We start from the raw sequence: 24,981 nt of genomic DNA, 5'->3' as shown, positions 1-24,981 counted from the left end.
CTCTCCCCCAGAACTCGTCTGCTTAACTGAGCAGTGTCTTCTGACCTTCCAAACTCCTCAGTGAGGAAATTTCTTCGGTCACTTCGACAACACCCAAATACTCTTGTTTCTCGTTTCGTACGGCAAAATAGCGGATGAGGATGAAGCTGGTCCCTTTCTGGATCCAAAAGGATTCACTGTCTTTCAGGCCGGCTTTAAAATCCTCCACCAGTTTTTGTACAACTGCAAGGCTCTTGGGAGGATGGCAATACGCTACTTCGCGACCAACAATGCTGCGAGTCCGCGGAAATACCCTGTCCTTGCCCTCGCTGAAATACCGGACTTTGTCATCCACTCCTACAAAGGTAACATCACCAGGAAGCGTGTTGAGCATCCAAGTCAATTCCTCGAGGTTAAAATGACCACTGGGCAATACGATTTCACCGCTGTCCTCCTGCTTCACAGCAAAATCCTGCTTGCCGCTCATGCTTGCATTCCAACGATACCAAGTAAGAGCATCTGAAGGGCTTGCCCCCTCAATGCCACCGTTGAAACAGTAACCGATATCGGCGCTATCACGGGCGACAGTAAGCCATGCATCACCATCCATGACACCCTGCAGCATCGGCATAAGGATATTGTTCTCCTTGTTGATCATGCTGTGCACCTGTTCTAGTAGCTTATCCAGCACAGATTCCTGCACGCTGCCATCAGTTTGGAGGCTATGGATAGCAGCTTTCCACAGATCCCGAATTTCATCATCCACTCCCCACATGACTTTCGGAGGGGCGGTTATGCCGGCCTTCTCCATATACGGGAAAAAGAGATTCTCCTTGCGGGCATAGTGTTTGTCCAGCTTGCTCAAACTCTTCAATGCAGAAAGAAGATTGGCTTTAGCATCATCACTTTTCTTCTGTTTGTAGGCCATTACGGCAGAACTGAATTCAGTATCGAGGAACTCAGTCAAACCGGCATTTTCCTGGATGAATACAAAAGCGGGATGGCCCGGTGTCTTGTCAGCCTGCTTGCCTTGGTGAATCTCCTCTATGCTGGAGCCAAAGACTGAGGCGTGGACATCACACAGCTTTTGCACCTGCTCCACTTGGATGGCACCGCTTTCCATTAGCTTGCGCTCGGCTGCAGCCAATTCTTCTGCACTTACGGTGCCGAATTCAGCTTCAAACTCAATCTTCACCGCATCACTGGAGACTCCGCTATGCAGTTTCTCAATGATTTCTTTCAGTCTCGCAATTTTTCTATCGTCCATGATTTCTCCTTATACCATAATTCCTACTATTATAGTATGATAAAAAGCGCCTCACAAGGGAAGCGCTTTTCTGTAAAAATTGAACAAACTATCTTTGAGCTTAGTAAGCATTTGTGATGTAATGCTCAAGCTCTCCAATTTGGAAATCACGTTCGTCCAAGGCAGCCTTAACGACATCCCCGATGGAAATCATACCAATGACTTTATCGTCCTCGACTACCGGAAGGTGACGGAAGTGTCCTGCAGTCATGAGATGGAGGCAGTCTTCAGAACTCTGATGCGGTTTGACATAGGTTACTCCGGTGGTCATCACTTCCCGCACCTTAATAGAAGCCGTATTCAGGTGTTCGAGCCTCTTGGAGAAATGCCGGATAATGTCTCGTTCAGAGAGGATTCCCTTGATGTCACCCTGCTCATTGAGCACCAACAGCGCGCCAATTTTATGCTCGGTAAGTTTCAAAAGGGCATGTGATAGGGCATCGTCAGGTCCAATACTAATAACTAATTTCCCTTTTTGATCCAGAATCGTTTGTACATTTGCCATACATTACCTCCACTATGTCAATTTTTACGCTTTTCCTAATTCAAGCGTACCTCACGGTTTTCAAATACGCAAGCTAATTGTGTACAACAACATAGAAATTCCTACTTAATTACTAGAATAGGTATTTTTCTATCTATAAAGAAAGATTTGATTGCCTGCAGGATTGCTGTATAGTTGCCATTGGCAAACAAATTCGTTATATAGATACCATAAGGAACAAACCTGATGAACATCATCCTCTACAGTGTCACCGCCATTCTGCTCATCCTTTCCTTCGTGAAGGATAAACAGAAAACTCACAAGGCTCTTGTGAAAGCTTGGAAAGCATTTGAAAATATCCTTCCCCAGTTTCTGGTCGTCATTCTGTTGGTCAGCCTGCTGCTCAGTTTGTTGGACCATGCAATGATTCTGAAAATCATCGGCTCTGAATCGGGATGGCTCGGAGTCCTGCTCGCCGCCATTGTCGGGGCCGTCACCCTGATTCCAGGTTTCGTTGCCTTCCCTACTGCCGCTCTTTTGGTCAACGGAGGTGCCGGATACATGCAAATCGGCGCTTTCATCTCAACGTTGATGATGGTCGGCATAGTCACCCTTCCGGTTGAGATACGCTACTTTGGCAAAAAAATGGCATTCTATCGCAACGGCCTTGCTTTCATTTTCTCGTTCTTGGTTGCCTTTGTCATCGGACAAGTCATGGAGGTTCTGGTATGAAGCAAGTTCTCAAGCGATATCGCTCTTTCTTGGTAGTATTGGTAGCCTTGGTGGTGACAGGCCTCTTCAATCGGGAACTCGGCGAACAGGTACTCAATACAACCGCCTACCAGCTTCGGGAGATGCTGCTCATAATTCCCCCGATTTTCGTGCTCCTGGGCCTTTTGGATATCTGGGTGCCCAAGCAGACCATGGTCAAATATATGGGAGAAGGAAGCGGCCTCAAGGGGATTCTCTTGGCCCTCTTCATCGGTTCGGCGGCCGCAGGTCCTTTGTATGGAGCGTTTCCCGTGGCTGCAGTCTTCATGAAGAAAGGGGTAACGTTCTCAAATGTCCTGATTTTCCTCGGAGCCTGGTCAACAACCAAGATCCCGATGATTCTCTTTGAATTCTCGGCATTAGGCATTCCCTTTGCCTTGACCCGCCTTCTGGTGGATATTCCCGGCATTATCATCATTGCCTACCTATTGCAGGCCCTGATGGGGAAAAAAGAGATTGAGGCTATCTATGAGAAGACTCAGCAGAACGGTTAGTCGACCATAACAGAGAGGCTGACCAACCGCTGCAGGTCCACAATTCGTATCACCTTGGCCCCGATCTGCTCTATCAATCCATCACTCTCGAATTGAGCCAGTTTTCGGCTGAGCGTCTCTCGAGCCAATCCGAGGTAATTCGCCAACCCTTCCCTACTGAGAGGAAGGGTTATTTCTATATAGGGGCCGTTATAGTGTCCGTACGGCTCTTTGAACTCGAGCAATAAGCTTGCAATCCTCAAGTCAGCATTCCTGCCACCCATGCTCTGCATGGCAGTCTCAAGGCGGCTCATCCGATTTGCCATCGCCTCAATGATTTGCAGTGCCACTGAGCTGTGCGCCTCAATCAGAGAGGCAAACTGTGCTTTACTGAGGATGCAGACGTGGGTTTCTTCCAATGCTTCGACCGTATACGGAACACTCTCTTCGGTAAAAAGGAACCGTGCACCATAGTAGTCGTTGGCTGGGAAAATATAGAGAATCTGCTCCCTGCCATCAGCATTGGTCCGGTAGGCTTTGGCGCTTCCTTTCCGTATGACAGTGAAGCCGGTCGCCCTATCCCCTTCACGAATCAGTATTTCCCCTTTCTGAAAGCTTGTATGCTCCATTTGGGAAGTGAGGGCATGTACCGCTTCAGGTTGCAGGGAAGCAAAAAGCGGAACGCTTCGGATGCAGTGGTCATTGACACAACTCTGGCATTGAATGGACGCTTCCATACTATCTCCTAGTGAAATACTCAATTTGTGATTTCAATCACAGTATAAACTTTTTGAACATGGTATATCAAAGCTAAGAAAAGTATACGAGAAACGTGTGAAAGAGGAAACACCATGGACGATAGAGAAGACCAGAAGTACGAAATCAACACGAGAGCTTTCATCGTTGAGCATTACACCCCCTACGATGGCGATGCTTCCTTCCTGCAGGGTCCGACACAACGCACCGTGCAGCTTTGGGACAAGCTCAAGGATTTGCTTGCAATTGAACGCCAACGAGGCGGCATGTACGATATCGATGAAAAGACCATCTCCACCATCACCAGTCACAAAAACGGGTATATCGACCAGGAATTGGAACAGATAGTAGGACTGCAAACCGACCAGCCGCTGAAGCGTGCAATCATGCCCTTTGGGGGCATCAGGTTGGTACACACCGAGCTTGAAGCCTACGGCAAAACCCTGCCCGAGGATGTGGATACGGTTTTTACCTACCGCAAAACCCATAATGACGGTGTTTTCGATGTCTATACCGATGAAATGAAGAAAGTCCGCCATAGCGGCATCATCACCGGCCTTCCCGACGCCTACGGGCGGGGAAGAATTATTGGTGATTACCGCCGTGTTCCCCTCTACGGAATCGATTACCTGATAGCGCAAAAGAAGGAAGCGAAGCGCACCTATACGTTTGATGCAATGACCGAGGACGTGATTCGTGATCGCGAGGAGCTCAGCGAGCAAATCCGCTCCTTGGTCGAGCTCAAGGAAATGGCCCTTTCCTACGGCTGTGATATCGCCAAGCCTGCGATCAATACCAAAGAAGCAATCCAGTGGCTCTACTTTGCCTTCCTTGGAGCAACCAAGGAACAGAATGGTGCTGCGATGAGCCTTGGCCGTATTTCCACGTTCCTTGACATCTATGCTGAACGGGACCTGAAGGAAGGAACCTTCAGCGAGGCGGAAATTCAGGAGTTGGTCGACCACTTCATCATGAAACTCAGAATCATCCGATTCCTGAGAACCCCCTCGTACGACCAGCTGTTCAGCGGAGACCCTACTTGGGTCACCGAATCGATCGGTGGCATATGCGTTGACGGACGGCACATGGTCACCAAGATGAGCTACCGCTTCCTGCACAGCCTGACCAACCTCGGGCCGGCACCCGAACCGAATCTCACCGTCCTTTGGAGCCAGAACCTGCCTCAGGACTTCAAGCACTATTGTGCACAGCTTTCGATTGAAACCTCCTCGATCCAGTATGAGAACGACGATCTGATGAGAGCCGACTATGGCGACGATTATGGTATTGCATGCTGCGTCTCGGCAATGCGCATCGGAAAGCAGATGCAGTTCTTCGGCGCCCGTGTAAATTTGGCCAAGACCTTGCTATATGCCATCAACGGCGGACGCGATGAGAAAAGCGGTGAGCAGATCGGTCCGAAGTTCGCCCCCATACAGGACGAGTACCTTGACTATGCCACGGTTCTTGATCGTTTTGAGACGATGAGCGGTTGGCTTGCCAAGCTGTATATCGATACGCTGAACGTCATCCATTTCATGCATGACAAATACAGCTACGAACGCCTTGAGATGGCGTTGCACGATGAAGCGATTGTCAGAACCATGGCCGGAGGGATTGCAGGTCTGAGCGTTGTGGCTGACAGCCTGTCCGCCATCAAGTATGCCAAGGTGAAGCCGATCAGGGACGCAAGTGGACTGGCCATTGATTTTGAAATCGAAGGAACCTACCCCACCTACGGAAACGACGATGACCGCGTCGATGCCATCGCACGGGACCTGGTGAAGTCCTTCATGCAGAAAATGAAGAAGCACACCACCTACCGAAAGAGCATCCCCACCCTTTCAGTGTTGACCATCACCAGCAATGTAGTCTATGGCAAGAAGACCGGCTCCACCCCCGATGGGAGAAAAGCAGGCGAACCGTTTGCACCGGGAGCGAACCCGATGCATGGAAGAGACCAAAAGGGCTGTGTTGCCAGCATGAAGAGTGTAGCGAAGCTACCGTATGCCTACGCCCAAGATGGTATCAGTTACACCTTCTCCATTGTTCCTTCCACACTTGGAAAGAACACGGGGATGCAGATTGCCAATCTTACCACCCTCATGGACGGGTACTTTGCCCAGACGGGCCATCACATCAATGTGAACGTCATGGAGAAGAGCACGCTGCTGGACGCCATGGATCACCCGGAGAAGTATCCCCAGCTGACGATCAGGGTCAGCGGGTATGCGGTCAACTTCATCAAGCTAACGCGAGAACAGCAGCTTGATGTCATTCACCGCACCTTCCACGAATCCCTGTAAGGAGAAGCCATGTCAGTGATTGGATCTGTCCACTCCGTGGAAAGTTTTGGAACCTTGGATGGTCCGGGTCTCAGGTATGTTGTGTTTTTGCAAGGGTGCTCACTCAGATGCCGGTATTGCCATAATCCCGATACCTGGAATCTGAACGGGGGAAATCTTTCGGACAGCGAGGATTTGGTCCAAGAAATTCTGGGCTACCGGAATTTCATTGCCAAGGGCGGTGTTACCATCAGCGGCGGCGAGCCGCTGAAGCAGCCACAGTTCGCCCTTGCATTGCTCAAGCGCCTGAAACAGGAAGGTCTTCATACTGCACTCGATACGGCTGGCAGCGTCCCCTTGGAGCTGTCAAAACCGGTGCTGGATGCAGCGGACTTGATCCTTTTGGATATCAAGAGCTTGGATGACAAACTGTGCTTCAGCCTTACCGGAATGGGAAATGCAAACACCCTCTCCACCCTTGCCTACTGCCAAAGTATCGGCAAGAAGGTATGGCTAAGGCATGTGTTGGTTCCCGGATGGACACTCGATGAACAACGGCTAGAAGAACTGGCAGCCTTTCTTACAGCCTTCAGCTGCATCGAGCAGATCGAACTGCTTCCCTACCATCGGATGGGACAGTACAAGTGGGAGCAGTTGAAACTGCACTACTCCTTCAAGGATGTTCCCGAGCCTACAGCCAAGCAGCTTCGCATGGCCCGCTCGGTGTTTGAAGCGCAGGGCCTGAAGGTCCTGATGACCAATCTTGGAGAAGAGAAAGAAAACAAGGTCGGTTGAATACAAACAGGACTTGCCAATAGTGGCAAGTCCTGCTTGAAAACGAAAACAATAGGGGCTTTGCTTATCGCAACTTTTGTGGTACCAGAAAGAGTTTTTCCATAGCATAGCCCTGCTCAATGGCAATAGCCTTCATGGTTTGCAGCACCTCATCACTGATGGTGGGCGTACGGGAAAGGAACCAGAGAAATTCTCGAGAATCATTGCCGACCACTGCCCACTGATAGGTTTCCTGGTCAAGACCGAAAACAAGGTAGTCGGAAGTGAACAAGCCAAAGAACTTTACCTTCAGACGCCCCTGTGCGGATTCATTGGGTCTCCAGGCTACAGCTTTGACCGAAGTAAGTTTGCCATCGAGAGTCTTCTTCAATCCACTATTTACAACCTGGATGCGCCCATCGTCACGCAACGTATACTCAGCTTTCGCCCCTACCAGATTCTTCTCAAAGGGGTGCTGATACCGTCCAACCTCATACCAAGAACCAAGATACCGATTCAAATCAAGGGAATCCACTGTTTTCAATTTCTCAGCCTCCGGCACCGTCGTGGCACATCCGGCCAACGTTATCATCACAACAAGAGCGATGACAAACAACCCCGCCTTCTTACTTGGCTTCATAGTACCTTCCTCCATCCCGTTGCCTGCGAGTTTGCTTGAGTTGCTCGAGCGTCTCATCGAGCATCTGCCTCAATTGTGCATATTTCTTGCCTTGCTCATCGCGGTCGCTGCTGAGCAGGCAGGTTGCTATATGACTGGGAATGGAAACAGCCTTCTGCTCCAATTCACGGCCTTTTTGGGTGAGGATGACCTCAACAGTCCGTTCATCGCTGACAAGGCGGTGTCGTTCGATGAGACCGGCCGATTCCAAGCGCTTGAGCAGTGGTGACATAGTCCCTGTATCGAGGCTCAAGGCACTGCACAGTTCTCCAACCGTCGCTTTCTCATGCTCCCATAGATAGAGCAGTGTGATGTACTGGGCATAGGTCAGACCCAGATGATCGAGAAGAGGTCGGTAGGCAGCCATGAGCTCCCGTTCCAAGGCATAGAAGCGAAAACAAAGTTGATTGGAAAGCAAGAGTTGGTCATGGGCCATTAGAGTATCTCCTTCAGAGTCGGGATCAGCGAGAGCGGGGATTCAGTGGGTGCATACCGGTGTACGGTCACCCCGTCCTTCTCAACCAAGAACTTGGTGAAATTCCATTTGATGGTACTACCAAGTTTTCCCGGAGCTTGTTGTTTCAGGAATGCAAAAACGGGGTGGGTATTCTTTCCGTTGACTTCTATCTTACTCATAAGCGGAAAAGTAACACCATGATTCACCCTGCAGTACTCTGCAATGTCAGCATCACTGCCGGGTTCCTGATGCGCAAATTGGTCACAGGGGAATCCGATGACCAAAAAATTGGAGTCCTTGAACTGTTGGTACAGTTTCTCCAAATCGTCGTACTGAGGTGAAAATCCACATTTGCTGGCAGTATTGACAATCAGCAGGGTCTTGCCCTGCAACGTGGAAAAGTCGAATTCACGCTGATTGTTCGCAACTGCCTTGAAATCATATATGGCTTGCATACGCATTCCTTTTATTCAATTAAGTTGCGAACAATATAACAGAAGCAAATATTCTTGTCAATCCTTGCTGGATCGAGCCCAAAGATTGATATTTCCATCCTTTGCGTACGCATCAATCTTTGCAAGCTCGTCCGATGAGAAAACCAAATTCTGCAAAGCAGCCACATTTTCGCTAACCTGTTCAGCAGAACTTGCACCGATAAGGACGCTGGTTATCTCCTTTCGTCTCAGACACCAAGCCAAAGCCATTTGCGGTAAGCTTTGCCCACGCTCTTTGGCAATATCGTTGAGAGAACGGATATGGGCCAGATTCTCCTCACTGAGCATGTTCTGGGAAAGTGAACTGCCTTGGCGTGAAGCACGGCTACCCTGCGGAATATCCTCTAAGTAGCGATCGGTCAACATGCCCTGGGCCAAGGGAGAGAAGCAGATGGTCCCCACTCCCAGTTCATCCAACGTACCCAACAGATCTGCCTCAACCCAACGATTGAGCATGGAATAGGAGGGTTGGTGAATGAGCAAAGGAATACCCATCTGCTTGAGAAGGGAATACGCTTCCTTTGTCTTGGCGGCCGAATAGGAGGAAATGCCCACATAGAGGCACTTTCCGCTATGGTATGCAGTAGCCAATGCCCCCATGGTCTCCTCAAGGGGGGTGTCGGGATCAAAGCGGTGTGAGTAGAAAATATCCACATACTCAAGGCCCATTCGCATCAGGCTTGCATCGAGACTGTTCAAAAGATATTTGCGGCTTCCCCACTCCCCATAAGGACCGGGAGTCATCAGATACCCGGCCTTGGTGGAGATGACCAATTCATCACGGTAGGAAGCAAAATCCTGAGCCAAAAGCTTTCCAAAGTTAAGCTCTGCAGAACCAGGGGGAGGCCCATAATTGTTGGCCAAGTCGAAGTGGGTGATACCGAGATCAAAAGCCGTATGCAACATTTTTCTTGCATTCGCCAAAGATGTCTGATCTCCGAAGTTCTGCCACAGTCCGAGTGAGATGGCAGGCAGCTTCAAGCCGCTTTTGCCACACCGATTATACAACATGGCATCGTAACGCTGAGGATTTGGTTTATACATTGGCAACTCCTTGTATAGGCTAGTATACAATACAATACGCTTCTGCTCTATTTGTTTTGACTTCTCTCGTTTCGCTGATAGACTGACAGCAAGAGATCCATCTGTCTGGAGGTTGTATGAAACGAGTCCCCGTTCTTGTTGCTCTCAGCTATTTGGTCATGGTTACCGTAAATGCCCTTGCCAACATTCTTCCGATTGCAGGCATGAATACAGGAGCTGTCTCCGACTCCTACCCAAATCTGTTCGCTCCAGCAGGCATCACCTTCTCCATTTGGGGGGTCATCTACCTGTTGCTCGCCCTGCATACCATCTATCAGTTCACCAATAAGGGAAAGGGCAAATTGGATACCATCGGCATCCTTTTCACCCTCTCCTCGGTAGCAAACACCCTGTGGATATTCAGCTGGCACTATCATAAGATCGGGTTGTCGGTAGTGTTGATGCTTTGCATTCTCGTTCTGCTGATCCGTATCAATCTCCTGATCCAGAACATGAAATTCGACCGTACAGCAATCTGGGCGGTACGCATTCCCTTCGCCGTCTACCTTGGTTGGATTACCGTGGCCACCATCGCCAACATAACAACACTCCTTGTTTCAGCAAATTTCACAGGATTCGGGATCTCCGAACCTGTATGGACAGCCATTGTATTGGTGGTGGGAATCCTAATCGGCCTGGCTTGGGCCTTCAAGACCAAGGAGAAAGCATACCTGATTACCCTGATTTGGGCGTATGCCGGTATTCTCATCAAGCATACTTCACCAGAAGGATTCGCATCCCGGTACACTTTGATCATCGTGGTGGTCTGCCTGGCTTTGGGAGCCTTCATTATCGCTCTGGGCTTGCTTTTCAGAAATCCAAAGAGTATATGAAACGGGAAGTAACAACGCTACGCATCCTTCTTTTTTTTTACATTCTGTTTTGTCTCATTCTTGCCGGCCTCAACCAAGGCTCGAATGAGGTGATTGCAAAAGCTGTTGCACCGTATTGGCATGCCTACGAAAACGAAGGAAAGACCTTGTTGATCCTTGTCTGCGGCCTGCTTACCTATCGCATCACCAAGGCAAAAGGGCACCATGAGATGCGCTACAAAAATCTGAGAAGATTCTTTCTGGCCGCTCTCGTTCTGCACATCGTCCTACCAATAGCAACCAACAACCCTGAAATCTACTTCTTTGCTATGCCGCTTCCTTGGACCACCCTGGGCTTGCAAGCCAGCTATGAAGGATCAGCCTTCTACCAAAGTCATCTGCAAACGCTCGGGCTTGGAGGGATCCGCTTCGTCCTCCGCTTTTTCTGGGTCTACAGCGGGTTCATTGCAATCGGGACAGTGCTGTTCGGCCGAAGATTGCAATGCTCTTCACTGTGCCTCTTCAACGGGTTTGCAGCCGAGATATTCGACCCGGCTATCCCTCTTTTCGGCAAGAAACACAAACCTTTGGGTAAGAAATCCCTGATGATAGTCACCCATATCCGCATGTTCTATCTGGTGCTTGCGCTATCATTCACCCTCTTTTGGATGCTCATTCCCTACTTCGAAGTGTTGCAATCTACCATCTCCATCGTCCGAGGTCTGGAGCTTATCTGGTACCTGGGAGCCAACCTCATTCTAGCAATGGCCTTCTGGGTTGCCTTAAGCGGTAGGTTCTATTGCCACCTTTGCCCCTTGGGAGCTGTTCTGTCCTTGTTGTCAAAACTTGGGAGAATGCACATACGAACCGATGTCACCTCCTGCATCGGCTGCGGTGCCTGCGACCGTGCCTGCCCTCTCTCCATCCCGATCCAAGAAAAAGCAAGCAAAGCCTTGGCGGTTCATTCATCTCGCTGCGTAGGTTGCGGCCACTGCGTGGATGCTTGTCCGAAACATACGCTTCGCTATGAGACAACGTTTTTGTCATATCTTCAACCCAAGATAAAGAACAAGCAAGAATAGTGCAGTCTTGTTGACGAGTACCTGAGCCGATGGTAGGATGCAAATCACGTATCAAGGGGAGTGTGAACGTGCAGGACTTTCCAAAAAACAAAAAAAACCTCAATTCATGGAAGTCGGTCATTGTGCCTGCAATCCTCATTCTCATGCTCTTCTTGGCCGCCGGGCTTCTGGTTGTCAATTCACTCTCCTCATTCTATTATCAGGAACGGGTCCAGGAAGCCTCCCTGTTGGCCAAAAGCTATACCAGCATCCTGAGTACCGTCATCGATGCCGAGTACCAGCTTGACCAACAGATGGAAAGCACCCTCAAGGTGGCAGGGGTTACGGTGAGCAAGTACACATTACCCTTTTCCAATGAGTTGCTTTCCACGATGGCAGCAAACCTTGATGTTGATGTCATCTACGTATATGACAATAATTTGAACATCACCCACTCAAGCGACAACAACTATATTGGATGGGTCTCCCCGCCAGACCATCCTATCAGTATATTCTATGAAAGCGGACAGTTGTTCCAAGCTGAAGTAATCAGGGCCGATACCGAAAGTGGAACGCTTTACAAGTATGGGTATTATCGATTCCCACAAGGGGGAATGGTACAAGTCGGTATTCTGGCTTCCAACATCAAAGCGTTGTATGCTCAGTTCGAACCACAATATATTGTTGAGCGGCTGAGCAAAGATGCCAAACACACCCGGCTTGCATACCTCGATCCTGAGCGCAAAGTACTGGCAGCCTCCGACATCTCACTCATCGGCTCGGTGATACAGCCTGATAACGTCGGCTTGCCTATCTCTGAAACCTCGTTTAGTCGAATCTCCTGGGAAGGGACCAACTATCTGGCTCTTCATCTTCCCATCACCCTCAAGGAGGCGTTTGCCGGATCCTTGGTCCTATTCTATGATTTGTCAAAGATGGAACAACTCATACTGAGGCTTACGGTGATCATAGCTTCGGCCTTGCTGGTATTCTATCTGCTTTTTGCATACTCCCTCTTTACCGTCTATCGTAAGAATCGACGTATTCTCAGCCTCGCATACCTCGATGAACTTACCGGTCTGCCCAACTTGAGAAACTATCATGCCTACCTAGAAGAAATACGCTGTCAGCATCTTGCATTGGTGGTGCTCAATCCGCTGAACTTCAGGCTGTTGAACATCCTGTATGGATATGACCATGGCGACAAGGTGCTTATCAACATAGCCCAACACCTCAGAGCGCGCTCGATTGCCTGGGAGGCCATGCAACCATTCCGACTCTCCGATGACCGCTTCCTCTTGGTGATCAGGGACGAGGAATCCTTGGAATACTTGCTCTCAATCTGTCAGCAGCTGCTGAACATCAAACAGGAAACCGGGTTGATTGGTTCCATTGAGGTTTCCATCGGTTTGGTGCAGAGTATCGGGCCTTTTCATGATGCAACACGGTTGCTCAAGGAAGCCCTGATCGCATTGAATGCAACTTCTCCCACCCACCAAATCCAGGTGTACAACTCCGAACTGGAGGAGAGACTTGTCAGAGCCGATACCATCGAGCAGGAAATCAAGGCCGCTCTGCATGGGGATGAAGGAATCCTCAGTCTTGTGTATCAGCCGATCTATGACAGTGACGCTGCCCAAATTGTCAGTTTTGAAGCCCTTGCCCGGATGAAAAGCAAGAAGTTGGGATCAATCAGTCCTGTTGAGTTCATAGACATTGCCGAAAAACGTCAGCTCATTATTCCACTCGGGAAGAAGATCCTTTCCATCGCCTGTGACTTCATCAACGAACTACAAGGGCTGGGAATATACGATGTATCGGTAGCCGTCAACGTATCGGCCCTCCAGTTGATGGAGGAACCTTTTATCACCTATTTGCTTAATCTGACTAAGGAAAAGCAAATCCCGCTCAATCAACTGGAGATAGAACTGACTGAATCAGTCTTTGCCAAGGACATCCAATTCATTTCCTCCCAATTGAGGGAACTCAGAAACCTGGGAATCCTGATTTCCATCGACGATTTCGGTACCGGGTACTCCTCACTCAGCCGCTTGGAAACTTTGGAAATCGATTACTTGAAATTGGATAAGTCATTCGTGGAGAAACTGAAGACAAACAGCGAGAATGGTTTTGTCAGTGACATCATCTCCTTGGCACACCATATTGAGAAACTTGTTATTGCCGAAGGTGTTGAGACAGAAGAGCAAGAAAGTGAATTGCAAAAACTTGGTTGTGATTATGTCCAGGGCTATTTGTACAGCAGACCGGTTGGCAGGGAGCAGGCATTGCAACTCTTGGAGGTCGGTGATGCGTAACCTGTGCCCCAAAAGATTGGTTTTCTTCCTCCTTCTCTGTAGCTCATCGCTGACGCTCTGGTCATCTGATCTTCCAACGCTCGATGCTGCCATCGAGCATATGAGCAATCCTGTCTTTTTGGTGGAAGCAGAGAGTAAAATCATTGTCTATGCCAATCCCATCTCCTCCAGCTTTTTCGCCCTCCCCTCCGAGCGACTCACCGGACGTTCCTTTCTTTCGCTGCTGAGCCTTAAGGACCAAAGCATCAACCATTTGCAGGGAAAATCAGTCACGTATCAACGGGCTGATGGAAAAAATGGCTACCTGCAGGTGGGTGTGCAGAGTGTCGTCAGCGATGGTACCTATTATTACCTGATTCTCCTGCAGGACAGGACCGATCAGGAACTGCTTTTGATCAGAAGCCGCATCCTTTCCATTGCGTTGTTTACCCTGCTGCTCGTATCAGGTCTCTTCATCGTACTCTTTTTGGTGCTCCAGATCAGGCTTATGCATACCCTGCAACAACAACGGAAGCTGCAAGACTATTCCATCAAGCTATTGCAGAATTTTTTGGATGCCGACAGACGTATCAGCTATGTCCAGGATGAAAATGGGAACCTAAAGTTTGTGAATGCGGCTCTGGAGCAGTTTGTAGGCAAACAAGCCGACCAGCTGCTGGATACTACAATTGAGAACATTGTTCACCCTGGTTTTGCTTCACAACTTCAATACAATGATGAAGTAGTGATGGCCGAGCAAAGGCGCCAGGAACATACAGCAACCTGGAACAATTGCACCTATAGGATCAATACATTCCCCCTCATCCTGCCTGATGGCAAACCAGGACTTGGGACCTTTGTGGTCGATATCACCGAACAGGTCCAACAGGAAAAGGACTTGAAGCAAAACCTCAAGAGATCGGCGTTGTTGGTCGATATACTCGCATCCTATGAAAAGACTGAAGACAGATTGCGAGTGGCATTACACAGGGTAGCCGAGCTGACGCAGAGCACCTTCGGGCTCTTGTTGATCGCTGACTCTGCTGATGAGCCGTTGCATGTTCAGGCATGGTACGGCAACATTTCCCCCTCCACTTCGCACTTGCCGGCCGAACTGAACCAACACTACAAAACCCTGCTTTCCGACAGTGGTACGTTAATCCAAAACCAAGCACCACTATCGTGTCCGCTTTGCGACTATCTCGAGTTACCCGACGAAGAGCTTACTTGCTTGATCACCATTGCGTATTTTGTCGACCAGAGGCTTGCCGGGATAGTCCTGCTTGCAAACAATCCTTCTGGATATAGAGAGCAGGAAGGCTACCAAGTGAAGTTGCTCTTTGGTAGCATTCATACTTCCATGATCAAACAGCAAAAGGAATTGGAGCTTGAAGCAAGCCAACAAAGCCTTCGCTTGATTCTGGATTCCACTGCTGAAGGAATTTTCGGTATCGACCAACAAGGGCTTTGCACGTTTTGCAATACAAGTTGCCTCTCCTTGCTAGGCTATGATAATGAGCAGGAACTTCTGGGCAAGAATATCCATGCACTCATCCACCATAGTACCGCCGACGGAAACCCAATAGATGAACGTGACTGTCCGATACGAAACACCCTTGTCAGCGGAATCGGCGTTGAAATGGAGAACGATGTTTTCTGGAGAAAGGATGCAACGTATTTTGCTGTATTATGCTACTCATATCCGCAAATCAAGGAAGAAGTCGTAGTCGGTGCTGTTGTCACCTTCACCAATAATACCGAGCGCAAGGCCAACCTTGAAAAGATTGAATTCCTCAGCTTTCATGACCAATTGACCGGGCTTAACAACAGAGCCTTCTTCGATGAAAAACTCATCAGTATCGATCGGGAAAAAGACCTTCCCTTCTCCATCATCGTCGGTGATGTAAATGGCTTGAAACTCACCAATGATATTTTCGGACACACCGCCGGGGATGCCTTGCTGATCGATGTCGCCAACGTGCTCACAGCCTCCTGCAGAAAGACGGACATTATCAGTCGCATCGGTGGGGATGAATTTGTAATTCTGCTTCCGAATACCAGCAATGCTACCGCCCAGGAGGTGGTTGAGAGGATTCAAGCAAACCTCGATCAGAAGAGTGTATTGGCAGGGAGAAGGAGCATAGCCTTAGGTTGGGCGACCAAAACTGGCAGGGATGAGAGGATTCACGATATGTTCGATGTGGCCGAAGACCGCATGTATCGCCAGAAGACGCTCAGACGCACGGAAACCCAACGGCAGCAGCTGGAAGTCCTTACCAATATGCTTTTTACCAAGGCACCCAAGGAAAGAGACCATGCGGCAAAAGTACAAAACCATGCTAGGCTTATCGGCAAACTGTTGCAGGTCAGCAGTGAAGATTTGAGCCTCATTTGCCGTGCAGGATATTACCATGACATCGGTAAGGTGGTTTTGGACACGAAACTGATCAATGCCAAGGGCCGCGATCCGGCAATGCAGCGAGAATACCAAGAACATGTAAGTTCTGGATTCAGGATTCTCAATACCTTTGAGGAAACCATCGACTTGGCTCCCTTGGTGTTGCATCACCACGAGCGATGGGATGGAACGGGTTATCTGAAGGGACTCTGTGCAGAAGAAATCCCGTACATCTCCCGAGTGCTGCGCCTTGCAGAGGTGTGGGAACGGGAGGGATTGCAGGATTGTTCACCTGAGAAAAAAAGGGAAATCTTGACTCAACTAGCAGGAAATGAAGTCGATCCTGCGATGGTGTCACAGATCCTGAGTGCGCTGTAAGCTGACAAAACCACCGGAACGCACCGTAGTCTCATACCAAAGCTTCAAGTCTATCACCCATTGGGTTCCCCCGTCGTACACGTGGATCAATACACCATTTTCGGTGTGTTCCAAGCCTACAATGGTCACCCAGTGCCACGAATCCAGGTTTTTGACTTCTCCCGATGAGAGATTGAGAAAAGCCACCGGCTGATCGATGAGTAATGCACCTTCTATGAATGCGACAATCTGCTCAAAACCCACCCGCTTCGCACGATCTTTTGCCACGGTAATACTGGTAATGGAATACGGCAATGCATGTTCAGCAAGGAATCTGCTCAGGCCTTTGGTGAACTGACTGACTAAATGCACTCCCATTATGCCGGGCGTGATGTGAGTCCACATAGTATCCATCAGACGTACCATGTCTGGTTTATTACTCGGCCGCGAATCATGCCTGTTGTACAATACCAGGTGGCTTGCAGTAGTTGGACCACAACCGGCCTTGCGTTGCCACAACAGGGGAAACCACTCTTGGTCTGCACCGTGAAAGAGGGCCCCCTGATCATCGACAATAGTCAGATACTCGGGGTGTTTGAGATACAACGCACTATTCACTATCGCACTACCTCGTACGGCCAATTGATGATTCCGCCGAAATCTGTGACATTCGTATACCCGATCGCCAAAAGCTTCTTGGCAGCCTGGGCACTGCGTGCGCCGCTTCTGCAGTAGACTAGAATGGTGGCATCCAAATCAGGGAGTGCTGATACAACGCTGGTAGCAATACTTTCGTTGGGTACGTTGATCGCCCCTTGAATATGCCCACTCTCATATTCACTGGGAGTACGGACATCGACGATGGTCAGTTTCTGACCACTTTGCATCAGATTCATCGCCTCTTGGGCGGTAATTTTCTTATAGGAAGCAGCACTGCCTTGCACTGGCTTGACCTGTTGGTTCTTAAACGAAACAAACAGGACAATAACAAGAATAAGCAGCAGGATGATATATATCTTACTCATTTACTGGGTTCTCCTCTGCTCAAGATGGCAAAATCCCAGCAATACGTCAACTGGTGGACTCACAAAAAGCCAAGAGAAACATCTCTTGGCTCTTGATAGGTCAAACAAAATGCTTATTCTTCGATATCCCGATCCAGCTGTGCATCAAGGAATGCAAGCATCGCTTCAGCCTGAATAGCCTTTGCCTGCGCTTCCTGGGCATTCGCCTGGGCGAGTGCTATACGTTGTTCAAGTTCAACTGCCTGCTTCTTGTAAGCATCCTTAAGATTCTTGACAGGATACGAAGCAAGCACCCATACAGTTCCATCGGGGGCCGTATAACGTTCCTCAAAGACAACTCCCCTGAGTCCGATATTGACTGTCTGGATACTCAGATTTTGCAGAACTTCAAGCATCTGCTTGGTCTTAAGTACTTCCCCTGCTTCTTCGATGAAGGTGACCAGTGCGTTATCCACATTGGTGGATGCCCATCGGCCTATGGCGTCCTTCGCAGATGATTCCGCACGAAGCTGACTCAATTGCGGGGTGGATTGCTTGGCGGAGGCTACTTCATAGTGTATAGCCTTTGTATTTTTTGGTGAATGGGTCGTCCAATACGGAGATCCATCGGAATTTGTTTTTGGTGTGGCGCAGCTTGCAAGCAGCAACATACTTATCAGCAATACAATCAACGTTCGTTTCATAGATACATCCTTTATTCATAGCAGGAGGCCAAGCTCCAGTACGTCTGAGTTTCCTTGTCATAATATCTGGCAAGGACGGTGAATCCGGTCAAAAGGCCCCGTTGGGCCTGATAGAGATCCCGTTGCATCTGCTCATTGTGCGTACTGACTTTCTCCACCGACAATGCATGATCGGTTTTCAGGTCAAGCAGGTTCTGCGCAGCTGCAAAATCAGCAGCTTCCAACGAGTCATTCAAAAAGTAATGGCGTTTTGCCGAGCCTATGCCGAAACGATACCCATCAACCTCGGGATAGGTTTTCAGCCAAGTAGGCTTGCCCATCTCATCAAAGACCGATTGGTAGATACGCGGTTGTGCTTTCTGTTCAGGAAATGCAACCAACACTACAGCTCCCGCATGCGCATCAAATTGGATCGAGAGTACTTCAAGGTTCTCAATTGTTTTTGCCATTGCCGTATCGTCAAAATAGGCACCCTCCTCGGTAGCGAAGGATTTGAGCCCCACGCTCGAGTGATAACTGGTGACCAAACGACTATCCAAGGCAAGTGCCCTATTGAGATGAATGCTTTTGGCAGCAGAGAGGATGGCTTCTTCAACCATCCTCTTTTTGGTGGAATACGGCCCGGAAACGCCTACATAGACATTACCGGGATACCTGCTGACATCCAAAAGCGAAAGCGCATCACCACCGCTCTCCTGCTTGATGGTTGTACAACCACCGAAAAACAGAAGTATACACAGGCAGAGCAGGAGATGGCTTCTTCTGAAGGGCAAAGCTTACATTGCTCCCTTCAGCAGATTGGCAAAAGCGTCTTTCATTTTCGCATTTGCAGCTGCTGCAGCATCACTTTCTACGAAAGCTTCTGCAACGGCTTCAGCGGCCGGTTCAAAATTCTTTTCGATGTTGGCCATCGGAATGGAGCAAAGCACCCAGACTCCACCTTCAGCGTCGACCCAGACCTCTTCGGTGGTCACTCCGCTGAGCGTAGCTTCTGCAACCTGCTGGCTGATCACTTCCATAGCATCAAGAGCTTGGCGGTCCGCTCCACTGCCGGCATCATTGACGTACGTGACAACTACTTCCTTGACCGACGTACTCACCCAAGCGGCAATCTTATTCTTGGCTTCCACGGTAGCTCGTTTGATGGAATTCTGCTTGTCGCTCATTTTTCCATACCCAGTCTCAAAATGCACATCCTGGGTGGAGACTGTCTTATAGACCCACTCCGGCTGGGGGATGCCTTCAGCGCCGATTATTACAGGACGGGCAGGAGCCGGAGCTTCCTTGACTTTGGTCGATGAACATCCACTCAAGGTGAGTGCCAGCAAAACGAGTGCGATTACCGCATACTTTGTTTTCATTGTGAAACCTCCAACTACGTTTCATCCCCTGCCGTTGTCAGCATGAGGCTAAAGAATTCTTCAACACCGCTGTTGCTTGCCGAACGCAAGGCTTTTGCCACAGCATCCACTTCCGAGAGAGCCGCTTCCCGTTCGCCTTTTTCATAAGAAAGATAGGTTTGGGAACTATGCTTAAGTTGAACAGAAAGGTTGTAGCGGGCATATCGGTACGGGCTGTCAGCCATGCTAAGAGGCTGAACCTCATAATGCACCAAGAGAACAGGACCGGATGGTTGTTCAGAAATCCTAAAGCCGAAGTCCTGTAAGCCTTTCTCGAACGCAGCCTGCAAAACAGGAGTACTTGCACCATCGGAGACAACGTCCACCTTGATCTGGATCTGCTGGGCAAGAGTGGCAAGTTCCATTTCATAGCCGAGCAACACCTGCCGCTGCGGCTCTCTGAGCAATACCTGCAATTGGTCATACAGACCTTGTTGTTCCCTCGCCAGGCTCTTGGCCTGCAACAACAACACATAGGAACGTATGGAATCGGAAGCAAGAGCGCTCTTCGTCCGAGCCTGTGCCAATGCAGTGGAGAGTTCTGCGATTCTATTCTGATAGAGCTGTGCGGTGCGCTTGCGATGCAAGGCCACCCGAACATGGACACGACCCATTGCATCAGTATACGTGCTGACAACCTCAGCACCGATGATTTGCTCGGTATTGGAAGCAACACGTCCGATATCCAACAAATCTGTGGATTCGGCAAAACTCACATTTCCTGCTGTATCTGTTTCGCGGCTGGAAAGACTGGTTACTTCGGTAACCGAACGGACCTGTGCATTGAATATCTGCGACAGCGAAGAAAGGGCTGACTCTACAGCACGTTCCCTGCTTGAACCGGAACCGACGGCACAAAGGTAGGTCGCCTCATTGAATTTCCCATCATAGGTACTTTGCATCCATGCAGGCTCACCTGAGCGTGAGTAACCCAGCATGGTACAGGAGACAAGCAAGAGTGGAAGCAAAAGAAGGACCGAAAATCTGCCAAGCTTGGTCATCGGACCTCCTAGAACTTGTATTTGCTCTGTTTGATGAGCTTCTTGATGGTCTCTTCACCAACCCACACCTTGCGGTTGGTCTCAATGTCGATCAACTCGGCAGAGACATAATAGGTCCTGACCATTTGTTTTCCGCTTTGGTCAAGATTGGTTCGTACTGCTCCCTGTAAAAGGAAATCTGCGCCAATCTCCTTACCCAAAGCCTTGGCAGTCTCCTCACTGGCAAAATACTGCTGTTCTTCCCTCTCATCACGTACAGAAGCACGGAAGGATTGGTCGGCAACCATATCGACCTTGCCTGAGTTGATGAGAGCCATCTCATACCGTTTGGCAATTATGGAGGTATCAATATGTTCGCTACTGCGATTAAGAAAGGTCCCTACGATCACCACGGGGTTTTTACCCGGATGCTTCATACGGAACTGGGTAATCCAAGGTGTGGAGAAACTCGACTCCACCAAGGCTTCCGAGACAATGCGGATATCCGTATCATTCCAGTTGCCGCTTAAATCGATGTCAGTATCAGAACTGAGACGGTTGACCGAAACACCAGACTGACAGGAGAGAAGCAACAGCATCACGCCAATGAGCAACAGGCTCCCATACAAGGTTCGTTTCATTTCAGGCTCTCCTCGTTGTAAAAACTCACAATAGGTCCACTTGGTTACCAAGTGTACCAGATAAGTTTTGTATTGTGTAGGATTGTGGTCAATTAAACAGACAAATACCCCTCGTTTTCCGTATTGTATTGTTGCGTGCATGAGACAAGAATGCTACATTGTGGCCATGTCGAGGGGAACAAGCCAAGGTATGAGAACTACACACCGCACGATTTCTATACAACGCTTACTCTGCTTGCTCCTGCTTTGCCCAACCTTGTTTCTTGGATGTTCCTCGTATATCGACCTCTCCAGTTCACAACACCATGTCATACAGGGCAACTATGAAAAAGCCTACCAGAATCTCCAGGGGCAAGCACCCAGTCTGCTCAAGGCTCAGGGACCAATCATAGTGAATTATGATTTAGGCCTTCTTGCCCGCCTCAATAAAAATTACACCGAGTCGAACTTCTTGCTCTCCGAGTCCGAGCGCCTCATCCGCGAAGCCTACACCCAGAGCGTTGCGGCGAACCTCGCTTCGTATGTGCTCAACGACAATACCAAGGCCTATCAAGGTGAGGAGTATGAGGATATCTACCTGAACCTATTCAAGGCTTTGAACTTCATCGCCCTCGGTGAACAGGAATCCGCTTTGGTTGAATTGAACCGCAGCATGGAAAAACAAGCCTTCCTGAAACAGAAATACGAGCAATACAGCAAACAGGCCCGAGAATATGCTTCCCAGCAAGGCTTGGGCAGCATCGCTACCGAGTCGTACGCCTCGTCCTTCTCCACCAGTGCGTTGATCAACTACCTTGCATATCTGGTAGCACAATCGTTGGGTGAGGAGTCCTCCTCATACTTTGCCAAAGAGCAAGTAAAGCACGCTTTTTCCTCACAGCCGCAGTTGTATCGATTCGCCCTTCCCTCCTCTTTGGAGCAAAAGGAACCCGAACCGGGTAAAGAGCGGTTGCATCTCATCTCCTTCAACGGACAGGCTCCCCTGAAGCAGGAACGATGGGAGTATGTATATCTAGGCCCGACCAACCAGGCCAAAATTGCCTACCCCGTTCTGGTCGGACGAATTTCCAATGTGCAAAGCATCCAAGTCAAGGCAAACGGGCAAACACAAGCTACTTTGCAAAAGATAGAGTCCATGAGTGCAGTAGCCATCGATACCTTCCGTTCAAAAAGCCAACTGACCAAAACAAAAGCCGTCCTGCGTGCCATGTCAAAAGCCGTGGGGATCGCCATTTATGATTCTGTGATACAGCAGGATGACAAACTTACAGCTGCCGAGGAGCTTTTGGGCCTCATTTTCCGCGTTGCCCAGGATGTCTCTGAGCGAGCTGATGTACGATCCACCCATTTTCTCCCCTCCGAGGCTTGGGTTGGCTCCATCGACCTTGAACCGGGACTGTATGACATTGAATTCTCATTCCTCAATGCAACCGGCGGCGTATTGCATACCATGGTGCTGCCGAACCAAGCTGTGAAACAGGGCACACTGAATCTCAGTGAAGCCTACTATGCTTTATAAAAAATCCTCCCAATTTCTTGGGAGGAGGATACCGTATCAACTGTAGTTAGGAATCTTCTCCTAAATCTGCCTCAAATAGCTCTTCTTTCTCTATTGTTTTGGATTTAGGCTTGTTGACTCCCTCTGTAAAAACCTCTTTTGAATCAGCATCCCACGCAGGGTCACGTTCCCAGTCCTTGGGTCTTCTGATTGTGTCTCGTGTGTTCTTTCTCATAATCCATCACTCCTTACAAGATGAAATCGGGCGTTGCCCTGAAAGAAAACAATCCTTTCTTATACCATCGTATCAAGAAGGCCAAACGTCAAGCCATCTACCCCAACTTTCCTTTTTCCAGGAACTGCGCTATGAGCGAGAATACCAACTCTTTCTCTTTTTCCATCAGTACCTCATGTCTCATACCTGCATACACCTTGGAATAGAACGTTTCATACCCGATCCGCTTCAAGGAAGCCTGGGTGTCAGCCAATCCTTTGCTATAACCGGGAACAGGGTCCTCGGCCCCACAAATGCAGAGAATGGGAAGCGAGCGATTCTTTGCTTCATACAAAGGCCAGGCATGCAACTTTTTCACTGAATCGAAAATGGTATACACAGATGCCAATTGATAGCGGAAATTTTTGCGGTAGGGGTCGATGCGGCGTTCCTCAACGACAGAAGGATCGGAACATACCCATTTGAGGGAAGGAGAGGTGGTAAGCTTTCCTGATATGAACCCATAGCCGTTCGGCGAAAGGAAAACCATCAACAGCTTTACCAGTTTCATACCCAAACTGATACCCGGCACATAGCAGGGCGAGCCGGTCATTACCAAACTGGCTAGCTGCTCATCGTGCGAAGCCAGATAGAGACGGGCTACATTCGACCCGAAAGAGTGGCCCAATAGATGGATAGGCAAAACAGGATACTGTTCTTTTAGAAACTGGGTAATGTACCACTGGTCTTGTACCAAGACTTCAACAGAAGGAAGGAAGCCTCTCACAAAATGAGCATCAGTAGATTCTCCGTGCCCCCTCTGGTCGCTGACGAGCACACAGTACCCTTCGTTTTGCAGAAAGGTGGCGACTTCTTGGTACCGCGCTTTGTATTCTGCAGCACCATGGATGATCTGCACGACTGCCTTGGGCTTGTCTGAGCGATAGAGATTACAGGAAAGAAAGAACTTGTCGAAAGAAGGGATCAGGACATTTTCCATTCCAACCTCTCCATACACAAAGTATCGCTTCAGATCCTGTAGGGAATCAAGAAGAACTATGTGAGTAATTTCTCGACTGCCCTGACGATAGGGATGTCTGCCTCCGCCCAATCAAGACCATACAGGTCGGTTTTTCCAAGCCAGGCGGATGCAATGTGTTCCGATAGCTCAAGCTGTCCATCGAGTCTTCGGCAAAGATACGCATGCATGGTAAGGAAAAATGTTGGATACTGGTGCTCTACCGTAGTCAGGAACCTGACGACTTCGATACGGGTATTCAGTTCCTCTTCAATTTCACGGACAATGGCAGAACGTCCATCTTCCCCTATTTCCAGTTTTCCGCCGGGGAATTCCCAACGTTTGGCAAGTGGGCCCCTATTGCTTCGTTGTGCTGCAAAGACTGCATTGTCTTCAATCAAAACTGCCGCTGCAACTTCGATGTGTTTCATAGAAACATGGTACCAACTAACACAATTCTTTACCAGTTGCATGCTGTCTCTCCTTACGGTAATGCTTTCTTTTTACATTGCCGTAGTTTTCTCTTACATATTTGCATAAAATGTTTAAAGTACCAAAGAGGCTTCATTGACAAGAGTATTTGGGCATGCTACCGTACACTTGCTTTGGTTTTTGTGTTGCAGCTAGTCCCTTATCCTATCTTTGTATGTATGCGTTCTTCACTGAATCCCACTAGCAGACAGGTTAAACGTTCGAGACTGCGCCAAAAAGAGCAAATACTCTATAGTACAGGCAATGGCCTGTGAAGGATGCTTTGAATGGCAAAGAAAATCTATGTTGGTAACATGAGTTACAACACCAGCGAAGAGGAACTTCGCGACCTGTTCGCACAGTACGGCACCGTACTGAGTGCAAACATCATCATTGACCGCGAGACCCGCCGCCCCAAGGGCTTTGGTTTCGTAGAGATGGAAGACGATTCTGCTGCAATCGCTGCCATCAGCCAGCTTGACGGCCAGGACTTCGGTGGTCGCAATCTTCGTGTCAACGAAGCTATTGCCAAGCCCCGCCCGAGCTTCAACCGCTACTAAAAGCGTTTGATCGAGCACATCAGGGAAT

General features: G+C 49.1%; 27 protein-coding genes. 10 read left to right on the top strand and 17 right to left on the bottom strand.

The genetic code is table 11. The features are described from left to right. Positions 1 to 22: 22 nt before the first annotated feature. On the bottom strand, positions 23 to 1,246 hold the full coding sequence (locus SPIBUDDY_RS05385) for a DUF438 domain-containing protein (protein ID WP_013606747.1): 1,224 nt from the start codon (positions 1,244 to 1,246) through the stop codon (positions 23 to 25). 100 nt (positions 1,247 to 1,346) lie between these two features. Further along, a complete protein-coding gene (locus SPIBUDDY_RS05380; protein WP_013606746.1) occupies positions 1,347 to 1,790 on the bottom strand; it encodes a CBS domain-containing protein in 444 nt (147 codons plus the stop codon). Between the two features lie 225 nt (positions 1,791 to 2,015). Between SPIBUDDY_RS05380 and SPIBUDDY_RS05375 the strand changes: the two genes are divergently transcribed. Both SPIBUDDY_RS05375 and SPIBUDDY_RS05370 read left to right on the top strand, forming a co-directional pair. Further along, a complete protein-coding gene (locus SPIBUDDY_RS05375; protein ID WP_013606745.1) occupies positions 2,016 to 2,501 on the top strand; it encodes a permease in 486 nt (161 codons plus the stop codon). Next, positions 2,498 to 3,034, top strand: coding sequence for a permease (locus SPIBUDDY_RS05370; protein ID WP_013606744.1), 537 nt, complete (start codon positions 2,498 to 2,500; stop codon positions 3,032 to 3,034). The genes SPIBUDDY_RS05375 and SPIBUDDY_RS05370 overlap by 4 nt, the downstream gene beginning before the upstream one ends. Here the strand turns inward: SPIBUDDY_RS05370 and SPIBUDDY_RS05365 are convergent. Then, positions 3,031 to 3,750: a Crp/Fnr family transcriptional regulator gene (locus tag SPIBUDDY_RS05365; protein WP_013606743.1), complete on the bottom strand. Its 720-nt coding sequence runs from the start codon at positions 3,748 to 3,750 to the stop codon at positions 3,031 to 3,033. The genes SPIBUDDY_RS05370 and SPIBUDDY_RS05365 overlap by 4 nt on opposite strands. 114 nt (positions 3,751 to 3,864) lie before the next feature. Between SPIBUDDY_RS05365 and pflB the strand changes: the two genes are divergently transcribed. Beyond that, positions 3,865 to 6,075 (top strand): formate C-acetyltransferase, encoded by a 2,211-nt coding sequence (pflB, locus tag SPIBUDDY_RS05360; protein WP_013606742.1) that lies wholly within the window; start codon positions 3,865 to 3,867, stop codon positions 6,073 to 6,075. A 9-nt stretch (positions 6,076 to 6,084) separates the two neighbouring features. Continuing rightward, complete coding sequence (gene pflA, locus SPIBUDDY_RS05355; protein WP_013606741.1) at positions 6,085 to 6,849, top strand: pyruvate formate-lyase-activating protein; 765 nt, start codon at positions 6,085 to 6,087, stop codon at positions 6,847 to 6,849. A gap of 64 nt (positions 6,850 to 6,913) precedes the next feature. On the opposite strand, the gene SPIBUDDY_RS05350 is transcribed toward pflA, so the two are convergent. Genes SPIBUDDY_RS05350 through mgrA form a run of 4 tightly spaced genes read right to left on the bottom strand, consistent with a single transcriptional unit; the run spans position 6,914 to position 9,502 of the window. Then, positions 6,914 to 7,468 (bottom strand): lipocalin family protein, encoded by a 555-nt coding sequence (locus SPIBUDDY_RS05350; RefSeq protein WP_013606740.1) that lies wholly within the window; start codon positions 7,466 to 7,468, stop codon positions 6,914 to 6,916. Further along, entirely contained in the window at positions 7,455 to 7,943 is a 489-nt protein-coding gene (locus SPIBUDDY_RS05345) for a MarR family winged helix-turn-helix transcriptional regulator (RefSeq protein ID WP_013606739.1), read from the bottom strand. The genes SPIBUDDY_RS05350 and SPIBUDDY_RS05345 overlap by 14 nt, the downstream gene beginning before the upstream one ends. Beyond that, the gene (locus tag SPIBUDDY_RS05340; RefSeq protein WP_013606738.1) at positions 7,943 to 8,419 is read right to left on the bottom strand and encodes a glutathione peroxidase; all 477 of its coding nucleotides are present in this window, start codon (positions 8,417 to 8,419) and stop codon (positions 7,943 to 7,945) included. The genes SPIBUDDY_RS05345 and SPIBUDDY_RS05340 overlap by 1 nt, the downstream gene beginning before the upstream one ends. Before the next feature lie 57 nt (positions 8,420 to 8,476). Next, the gene (gene mgrA / locus SPIBUDDY_RS05335; protein WP_013606737.1) at positions 8,477 to 9,502 is read right to left on the bottom strand and encodes an L-glyceraldehyde 3-phosphate reductase; all 1,026 of its coding nucleotides are present in this window, start codon (positions 9,500 to 9,502) and stop codon (positions 8,477 to 8,479) included. Positions 9,503 to 9,618: 116 nt separating this feature from the next. Here mgrA and SPIBUDDY_RS05330 point away from each other — a divergent pair, with 116 nt between their 5' ends. The 4 genes from SPIBUDDY_RS05330 to SPIBUDDY_RS15630 all read left to right on the top strand — a co-directional run bounded on the left by SPIBUDDY_RS05330 (position 9,619) and on the right by SPIBUDDY_RS15630 (position 16,484). Then, positions 9,619 to 10,374 carry a TspO/MBR family protein gene (locus tag SPIBUDDY_RS05330; RefSeq protein WP_013606736.1) on the top strand — a complete coding sequence of 252 codons (756 nt, stop codon included), beginning with the start codon at positions 9,619 to 9,621 and terminating at the stop codon, positions 10,372 to 10,374. Further along, the gene (locus SPIBUDDY_RS05325) at positions 10,371 to 11,435 is read left to right on the top strand and encodes a 4Fe-4S binding protein (RefSeq protein WP_013606735.1); all 1,065 of its coding nucleotides are present in this window, start codon (positions 10,371 to 10,373) and stop codon (positions 11,433 to 11,435) included. Before SPIBUDDY_RS05330 ends, SPIBUDDY_RS05325 begins: the two co-directional genes overlap by 4 nt. 68 nt (positions 11,436 to 11,503) lie before the next feature. Beyond that, complete coding sequence (locus tag SPIBUDDY_RS05320) at positions 11,504 to 13,729, top strand: putative bifunctional diguanylate cyclase/phosphodiesterase (protein ID WP_041380596.1); 2,226 nt, start codon at positions 11,504 to 11,506, stop codon at positions 13,727 to 13,729. Continuing rightward, entirely contained in the window at positions 13,722 to 16,484 is a 2,763-nt protein-coding gene (locus SPIBUDDY_RS15630) for a diguanylate cyclase (protein ID WP_013606733.1), read from the top strand. The genes SPIBUDDY_RS05320 and SPIBUDDY_RS15630 overlap by 8 nt, the downstream gene beginning before the upstream one ends. Here SPIBUDDY_RS15630 and SPIBUDDY_RS05310 read toward each other — a convergent pair. From SPIBUDDY_RS05310 to SPIBUDDY_RS05280, 7 genes are all read right to left on the bottom strand, one after another. Further along, positions 16,461 to 17,081 (bottom strand): hypothetical protein, encoded by a 621-nt coding sequence (locus tag SPIBUDDY_RS05310; RefSeq protein WP_013606732.1) that lies wholly within the window; start codon positions 17,079 to 17,081, stop codon positions 16,461 to 16,463. The two genes, SPIBUDDY_RS15630 and SPIBUDDY_RS05310, sit on opposite strands and share 24 nt — an antisense overlap. After that, positions 17,081 to 17,488 carry a rhodanese-like domain-containing protein gene (locus SPIBUDDY_RS05305; RefSeq protein WP_013606731.1) on the bottom strand — a complete coding sequence of 136 codons (408 nt, stop codon included), beginning with the start codon at positions 17,486 to 17,488 and terminating at the stop codon, positions 17,081 to 17,083. The genes SPIBUDDY_RS05310 and SPIBUDDY_RS05305 overlap by 1 nt, the downstream gene beginning before the upstream one ends. A gap of 113 nt (positions 17,489 to 17,601) precedes the next feature. Beyond that, a complete protein-coding gene (locus tag SPIBUDDY_RS05300; protein ID WP_013606730.1) occupies positions 17,602 to 18,171 on the bottom strand; it encodes a hypothetical protein in 570 nt (189 codons plus the stop codon). An 11-nt stretch (positions 18,172 to 18,182) separates the two neighbouring features. Then, on the bottom strand, positions 18,183 to 18,944 hold the full coding sequence (locus tag SPIBUDDY_RS05295; RefSeq protein ID WP_013606729.1) for a hypothetical protein: 762 nt from the start codon (positions 18,942 to 18,944) through the stop codon (positions 18,183 to 18,185). 3 nt (positions 18,945 to 18,947) lie between these two features. Beyond that, complete coding sequence (locus tag SPIBUDDY_RS05290; RefSeq protein ID WP_013606728.1) at positions 18,948 to 19,532, bottom strand: hypothetical protein; 585 nt, start codon at positions 19,530 to 19,532, stop codon at positions 18,948 to 18,950. Positions 19,533 to 19,546: 14 nt separating this feature from the next. Next, entirely contained in the window at positions 19,547 to 20,572 is a 1,026-nt protein-coding gene (locus SPIBUDDY_RS05285) for an LPP20 family lipoprotein (protein ID WP_013606727.1), read from the bottom strand. 8 nt (positions 20,573 to 20,580) lie between these two features. Continuing rightward, a complete protein-coding gene (locus tag SPIBUDDY_RS05280; protein WP_013606726.1) occupies positions 20,581 to 21,192 on the bottom strand; it encodes a penicillin-binding protein activator LpoB in 612 nt (203 codons plus the stop codon). A gap of 190 nt (positions 21,193 to 21,382) precedes the next feature. Here SPIBUDDY_RS05280 and SPIBUDDY_RS05275 point away from each other — a divergent pair, with 190 nt between their 5' ends. Continuing rightward, positions 21,383 to 22,711 (top strand): COG3014 family protein, encoded by a 1,329-nt coding sequence (locus SPIBUDDY_RS05275; RefSeq protein ID WP_013606725.1) that lies wholly within the window; start codon positions 21,383 to 21,385, stop codon positions 22,709 to 22,711. A gap of 46 nt (positions 22,712 to 22,757) precedes the next feature. Here the strand turns inward: SPIBUDDY_RS05275 and SPIBUDDY_RS16150 are convergent, their stop codons facing one another. The 3 genes from SPIBUDDY_RS16150 to SPIBUDDY_RS05265 all read right to left on the bottom strand — a co-directional run bounded on the left by SPIBUDDY_RS16150 (position 22,758) and on the right by SPIBUDDY_RS05265 (position 24,353). After that, positions 22,758 to 22,925: a hypothetical protein gene (locus tag SPIBUDDY_RS16150; RefSeq protein ID WP_013606724.1), complete on the bottom strand. Its 168-nt coding sequence runs from the start codon at positions 22,923 to 22,925 to the stop codon at positions 22,758 to 22,760. A 97-nt stretch (positions 22,926 to 23,022) separates the two neighbouring features. Further along, positions 23,023 to 23,904, bottom strand: a complete 882-nt coding sequence (locus SPIBUDDY_RS05270; RefSeq protein ID WP_013606723.1) for an alpha/beta fold hydrolase — start codon at positions 23,902 to 23,904, stop codon at positions 23,023 to 23,025. Positions 23,905 to 23,960: 56 nt separating this feature from the next. Beyond that, on the bottom strand, positions 23,961 to 24,353 hold the full coding sequence (locus SPIBUDDY_RS05265) for a (deoxy)nucleoside triphosphate pyrophosphohydrolase (RefSeq protein WP_041381112.1): 393 nt from the start codon (positions 24,351 to 24,353) through the stop codon (positions 23,961 to 23,963). A 327-nt stretch (positions 24,354 to 24,680) separates the two neighbouring features. On the opposite strand from SPIBUDDY_RS05265, the gene SPIBUDDY_RS05260 reads away from it, so the two are divergent. After that, positions 24,681 to 24,953 (top strand): RNA recognition motif domain-containing protein, encoded by a 273-nt coding sequence (locus SPIBUDDY_RS05260; RefSeq protein WP_013606721.1) that lies wholly within the window; start codon positions 24,681 to 24,683, stop codon positions 24,951 to 24,953. Positions 24,954 to 24,981: the final 28 nt, after the last annotated feature.

It is taken from the genome of Sphaerochaeta globosa str. Buddy, from assembly GCF_000190435.1.
Taxonomy (GTDB): Bacteria; Spirochaetota; Spirochaetia; order Sphaerochaetales; family Sphaerochaetaceae; genus Sphaerochaeta; species Sphaerochaeta globosa.
The sequence above is the reverse complement of the archived record's forward strand: the minus strand, read 5'-3'. Positions and strand labels throughout refer to the sequence as shown.

What these genes read in the sequence shown, in the direction of transcription:
- SPIBUDDY_RS05385 (WP_013606747.1), bottom strand. Translation starts at nt 1,246, where the DNA reads ATGGACGATAGAAAAATTGCGAGACTGAAAGAAATCATTGAGAAACTG.
- SPIBUDDY_RS05380 (WP_013606746.1), bottom strand. Translation starts at nt 1,790, where the DNA reads ATGGCAAATGTACAAACGATTCTGGATCAAAAAGGGAAATTAGTTATT.
- SPIBUDDY_RS05375 (WP_013606745.1), top strand. Translation starts at nt 2,016, where the DNA reads ATGAACATCATCCTCTACAGTGTCACCGCCATTCTGCTCATCCTTTCC.
- SPIBUDDY_RS05370 (WP_013606744.1), top strand. Translation starts at nt 2,498, where the DNA reads ATGAAGCAAGTTCTCAAGCGATATCGCTCTTTCTTGGTAGTATTGGTA.
- SPIBUDDY_RS05365 (WP_013606743.1), bottom strand. Translation starts at nt 3,750, where the DNA reads ATGGAAGCGTCCATTCAATGCCAGAGTTGTGTCAATGACCACTGCATC.
- pflB (WP_013606742.1), top strand. Translation starts at nt 3,865, where the DNA reads ATGGACGATAGAGAAGACCAGAAGTACGAAATCAACACGAGAGCTTTC.
- pflA (WP_013606741.1), top strand. Translation starts at nt 6,085, where the DNA reads ATGTCAGTGATTGGATCTGTCCACTCCGTGGAAAGTTTTGGAACCTTG.
- SPIBUDDY_RS05350 (WP_013606740.1), bottom strand. Translation starts at nt 7,468, where the DNA reads ATGAAGCCAAGTAAGAAGGCGGGGTTGTTTGTCATCGCTCTTGTTGTG.
- SPIBUDDY_RS05345 (WP_013606739.1), bottom strand. Translation starts at nt 7,943, where the DNA reads ATGGCCCATGACCAACTCTTGCTTTCCAATCAACTTTGTTTTCGCTTC.
- SPIBUDDY_RS05340 (WP_013606738.1), bottom strand. Translation starts at nt 8,419, where the DNA reads ATGCAAGCCATATATGATTTCAAGGCAGTTGCGAACAATCAGCGTGAA.
- mgrA (WP_013606737.1), bottom strand. Translation starts at nt 9,502, where the DNA reads ATGTATAAACCAAATCCTCAGCGTTACGATGCCATGTTGTATAATCGG.
- SPIBUDDY_RS05330 (WP_013606736.1), top strand. Translation starts at nt 9,619, where the DNA reads ATGAAACGAGTCCCCGTTCTTGTTGCTCTCAGCTATTTGGTCATGGTT.
- SPIBUDDY_RS05325 (WP_013606735.1), top strand. Translation starts at nt 10,371, where the DNA reads ATGAAACGGGAAGTAACAACGCTACGCATCCTTCTTTTTTTTTACATT.
- SPIBUDDY_RS15630 (WP_013606733.1), top strand. Translation starts at nt 13,722, where the DNA reads ATGCGTAACCTGTGCCCCAAAAGATTGGTTTTCTTCCTCCTTCTCTGT.
- SPIBUDDY_RS05305 (WP_013606731.1), bottom strand. Translation starts at nt 17,488, where the DNA reads ATGAGTAAGATATATATCATCCTGCTGCTTATTCTTGTTATTGTCCTG.
- SPIBUDDY_RS05300 (WP_013606730.1), bottom strand. Translation starts at nt 18,171, where the DNA reads ATGAAACGAACGTTGATTGTATTGCTGATAAGTATGTTGCTGCTTGCA.
- SPIBUDDY_RS05290 (WP_013606728.1), bottom strand. Translation starts at nt 19,532, where the DNA reads ATGAAAACAAAGTATGCGGTAATCGCACTCGTTTTGCTGGCACTCACC.
- SPIBUDDY_RS05285 (WP_013606727.1), bottom strand. Translation starts at nt 20,572, where the DNA reads ATGACCAAGCTTGGCAGATTTTCGGTCCTTCTTTTGCTTCCACTCTTG.
- SPIBUDDY_RS05280 (WP_013606726.1), bottom strand. Translation starts at nt 21,192, where the DNA reads ATGAAACGAACCTTGTATGGGAGCCTGTTGCTCATTGGCGTGATGCTG.
- SPIBUDDY_RS05275 (WP_013606725.1), top strand. Translation starts at nt 21,383, where the DNA reads ATGAGAACTACACACCGCACGATTTCTATACAACGCTTACTCTGCTTG.
- SPIBUDDY_RS16150 (WP_013606724.1), bottom strand. Translation starts at nt 22,925, where the DNA reads ATGAGAAAGAACACACGAGACACAATCAGAAGACCCAAGGACTGGGAA.
- SPIBUDDY_RS05270 (WP_013606723.1), bottom strand. Translation starts at nt 23,904, where the DNA reads ATGGAAAATGTCCTGATCCCTTCTTTCGACAAGTTCTTTCTTTCCTGT.
- SPIBUDDY_RS05265 (WP_041381112.1), bottom strand. Translation starts at nt 24,353, where the DNA reads ATGAAACACATCGAAGTTGCAGCGGCAGTTTTGATTGAAGACAATGCA.
- SPIBUDDY_RS05260 (WP_013606721.1), top strand. Translation starts at nt 24,681, where the DNA reads ATGGCAAAGAAAATCTATGTTGGTAACATGAGTTACAACACCAGCGAA.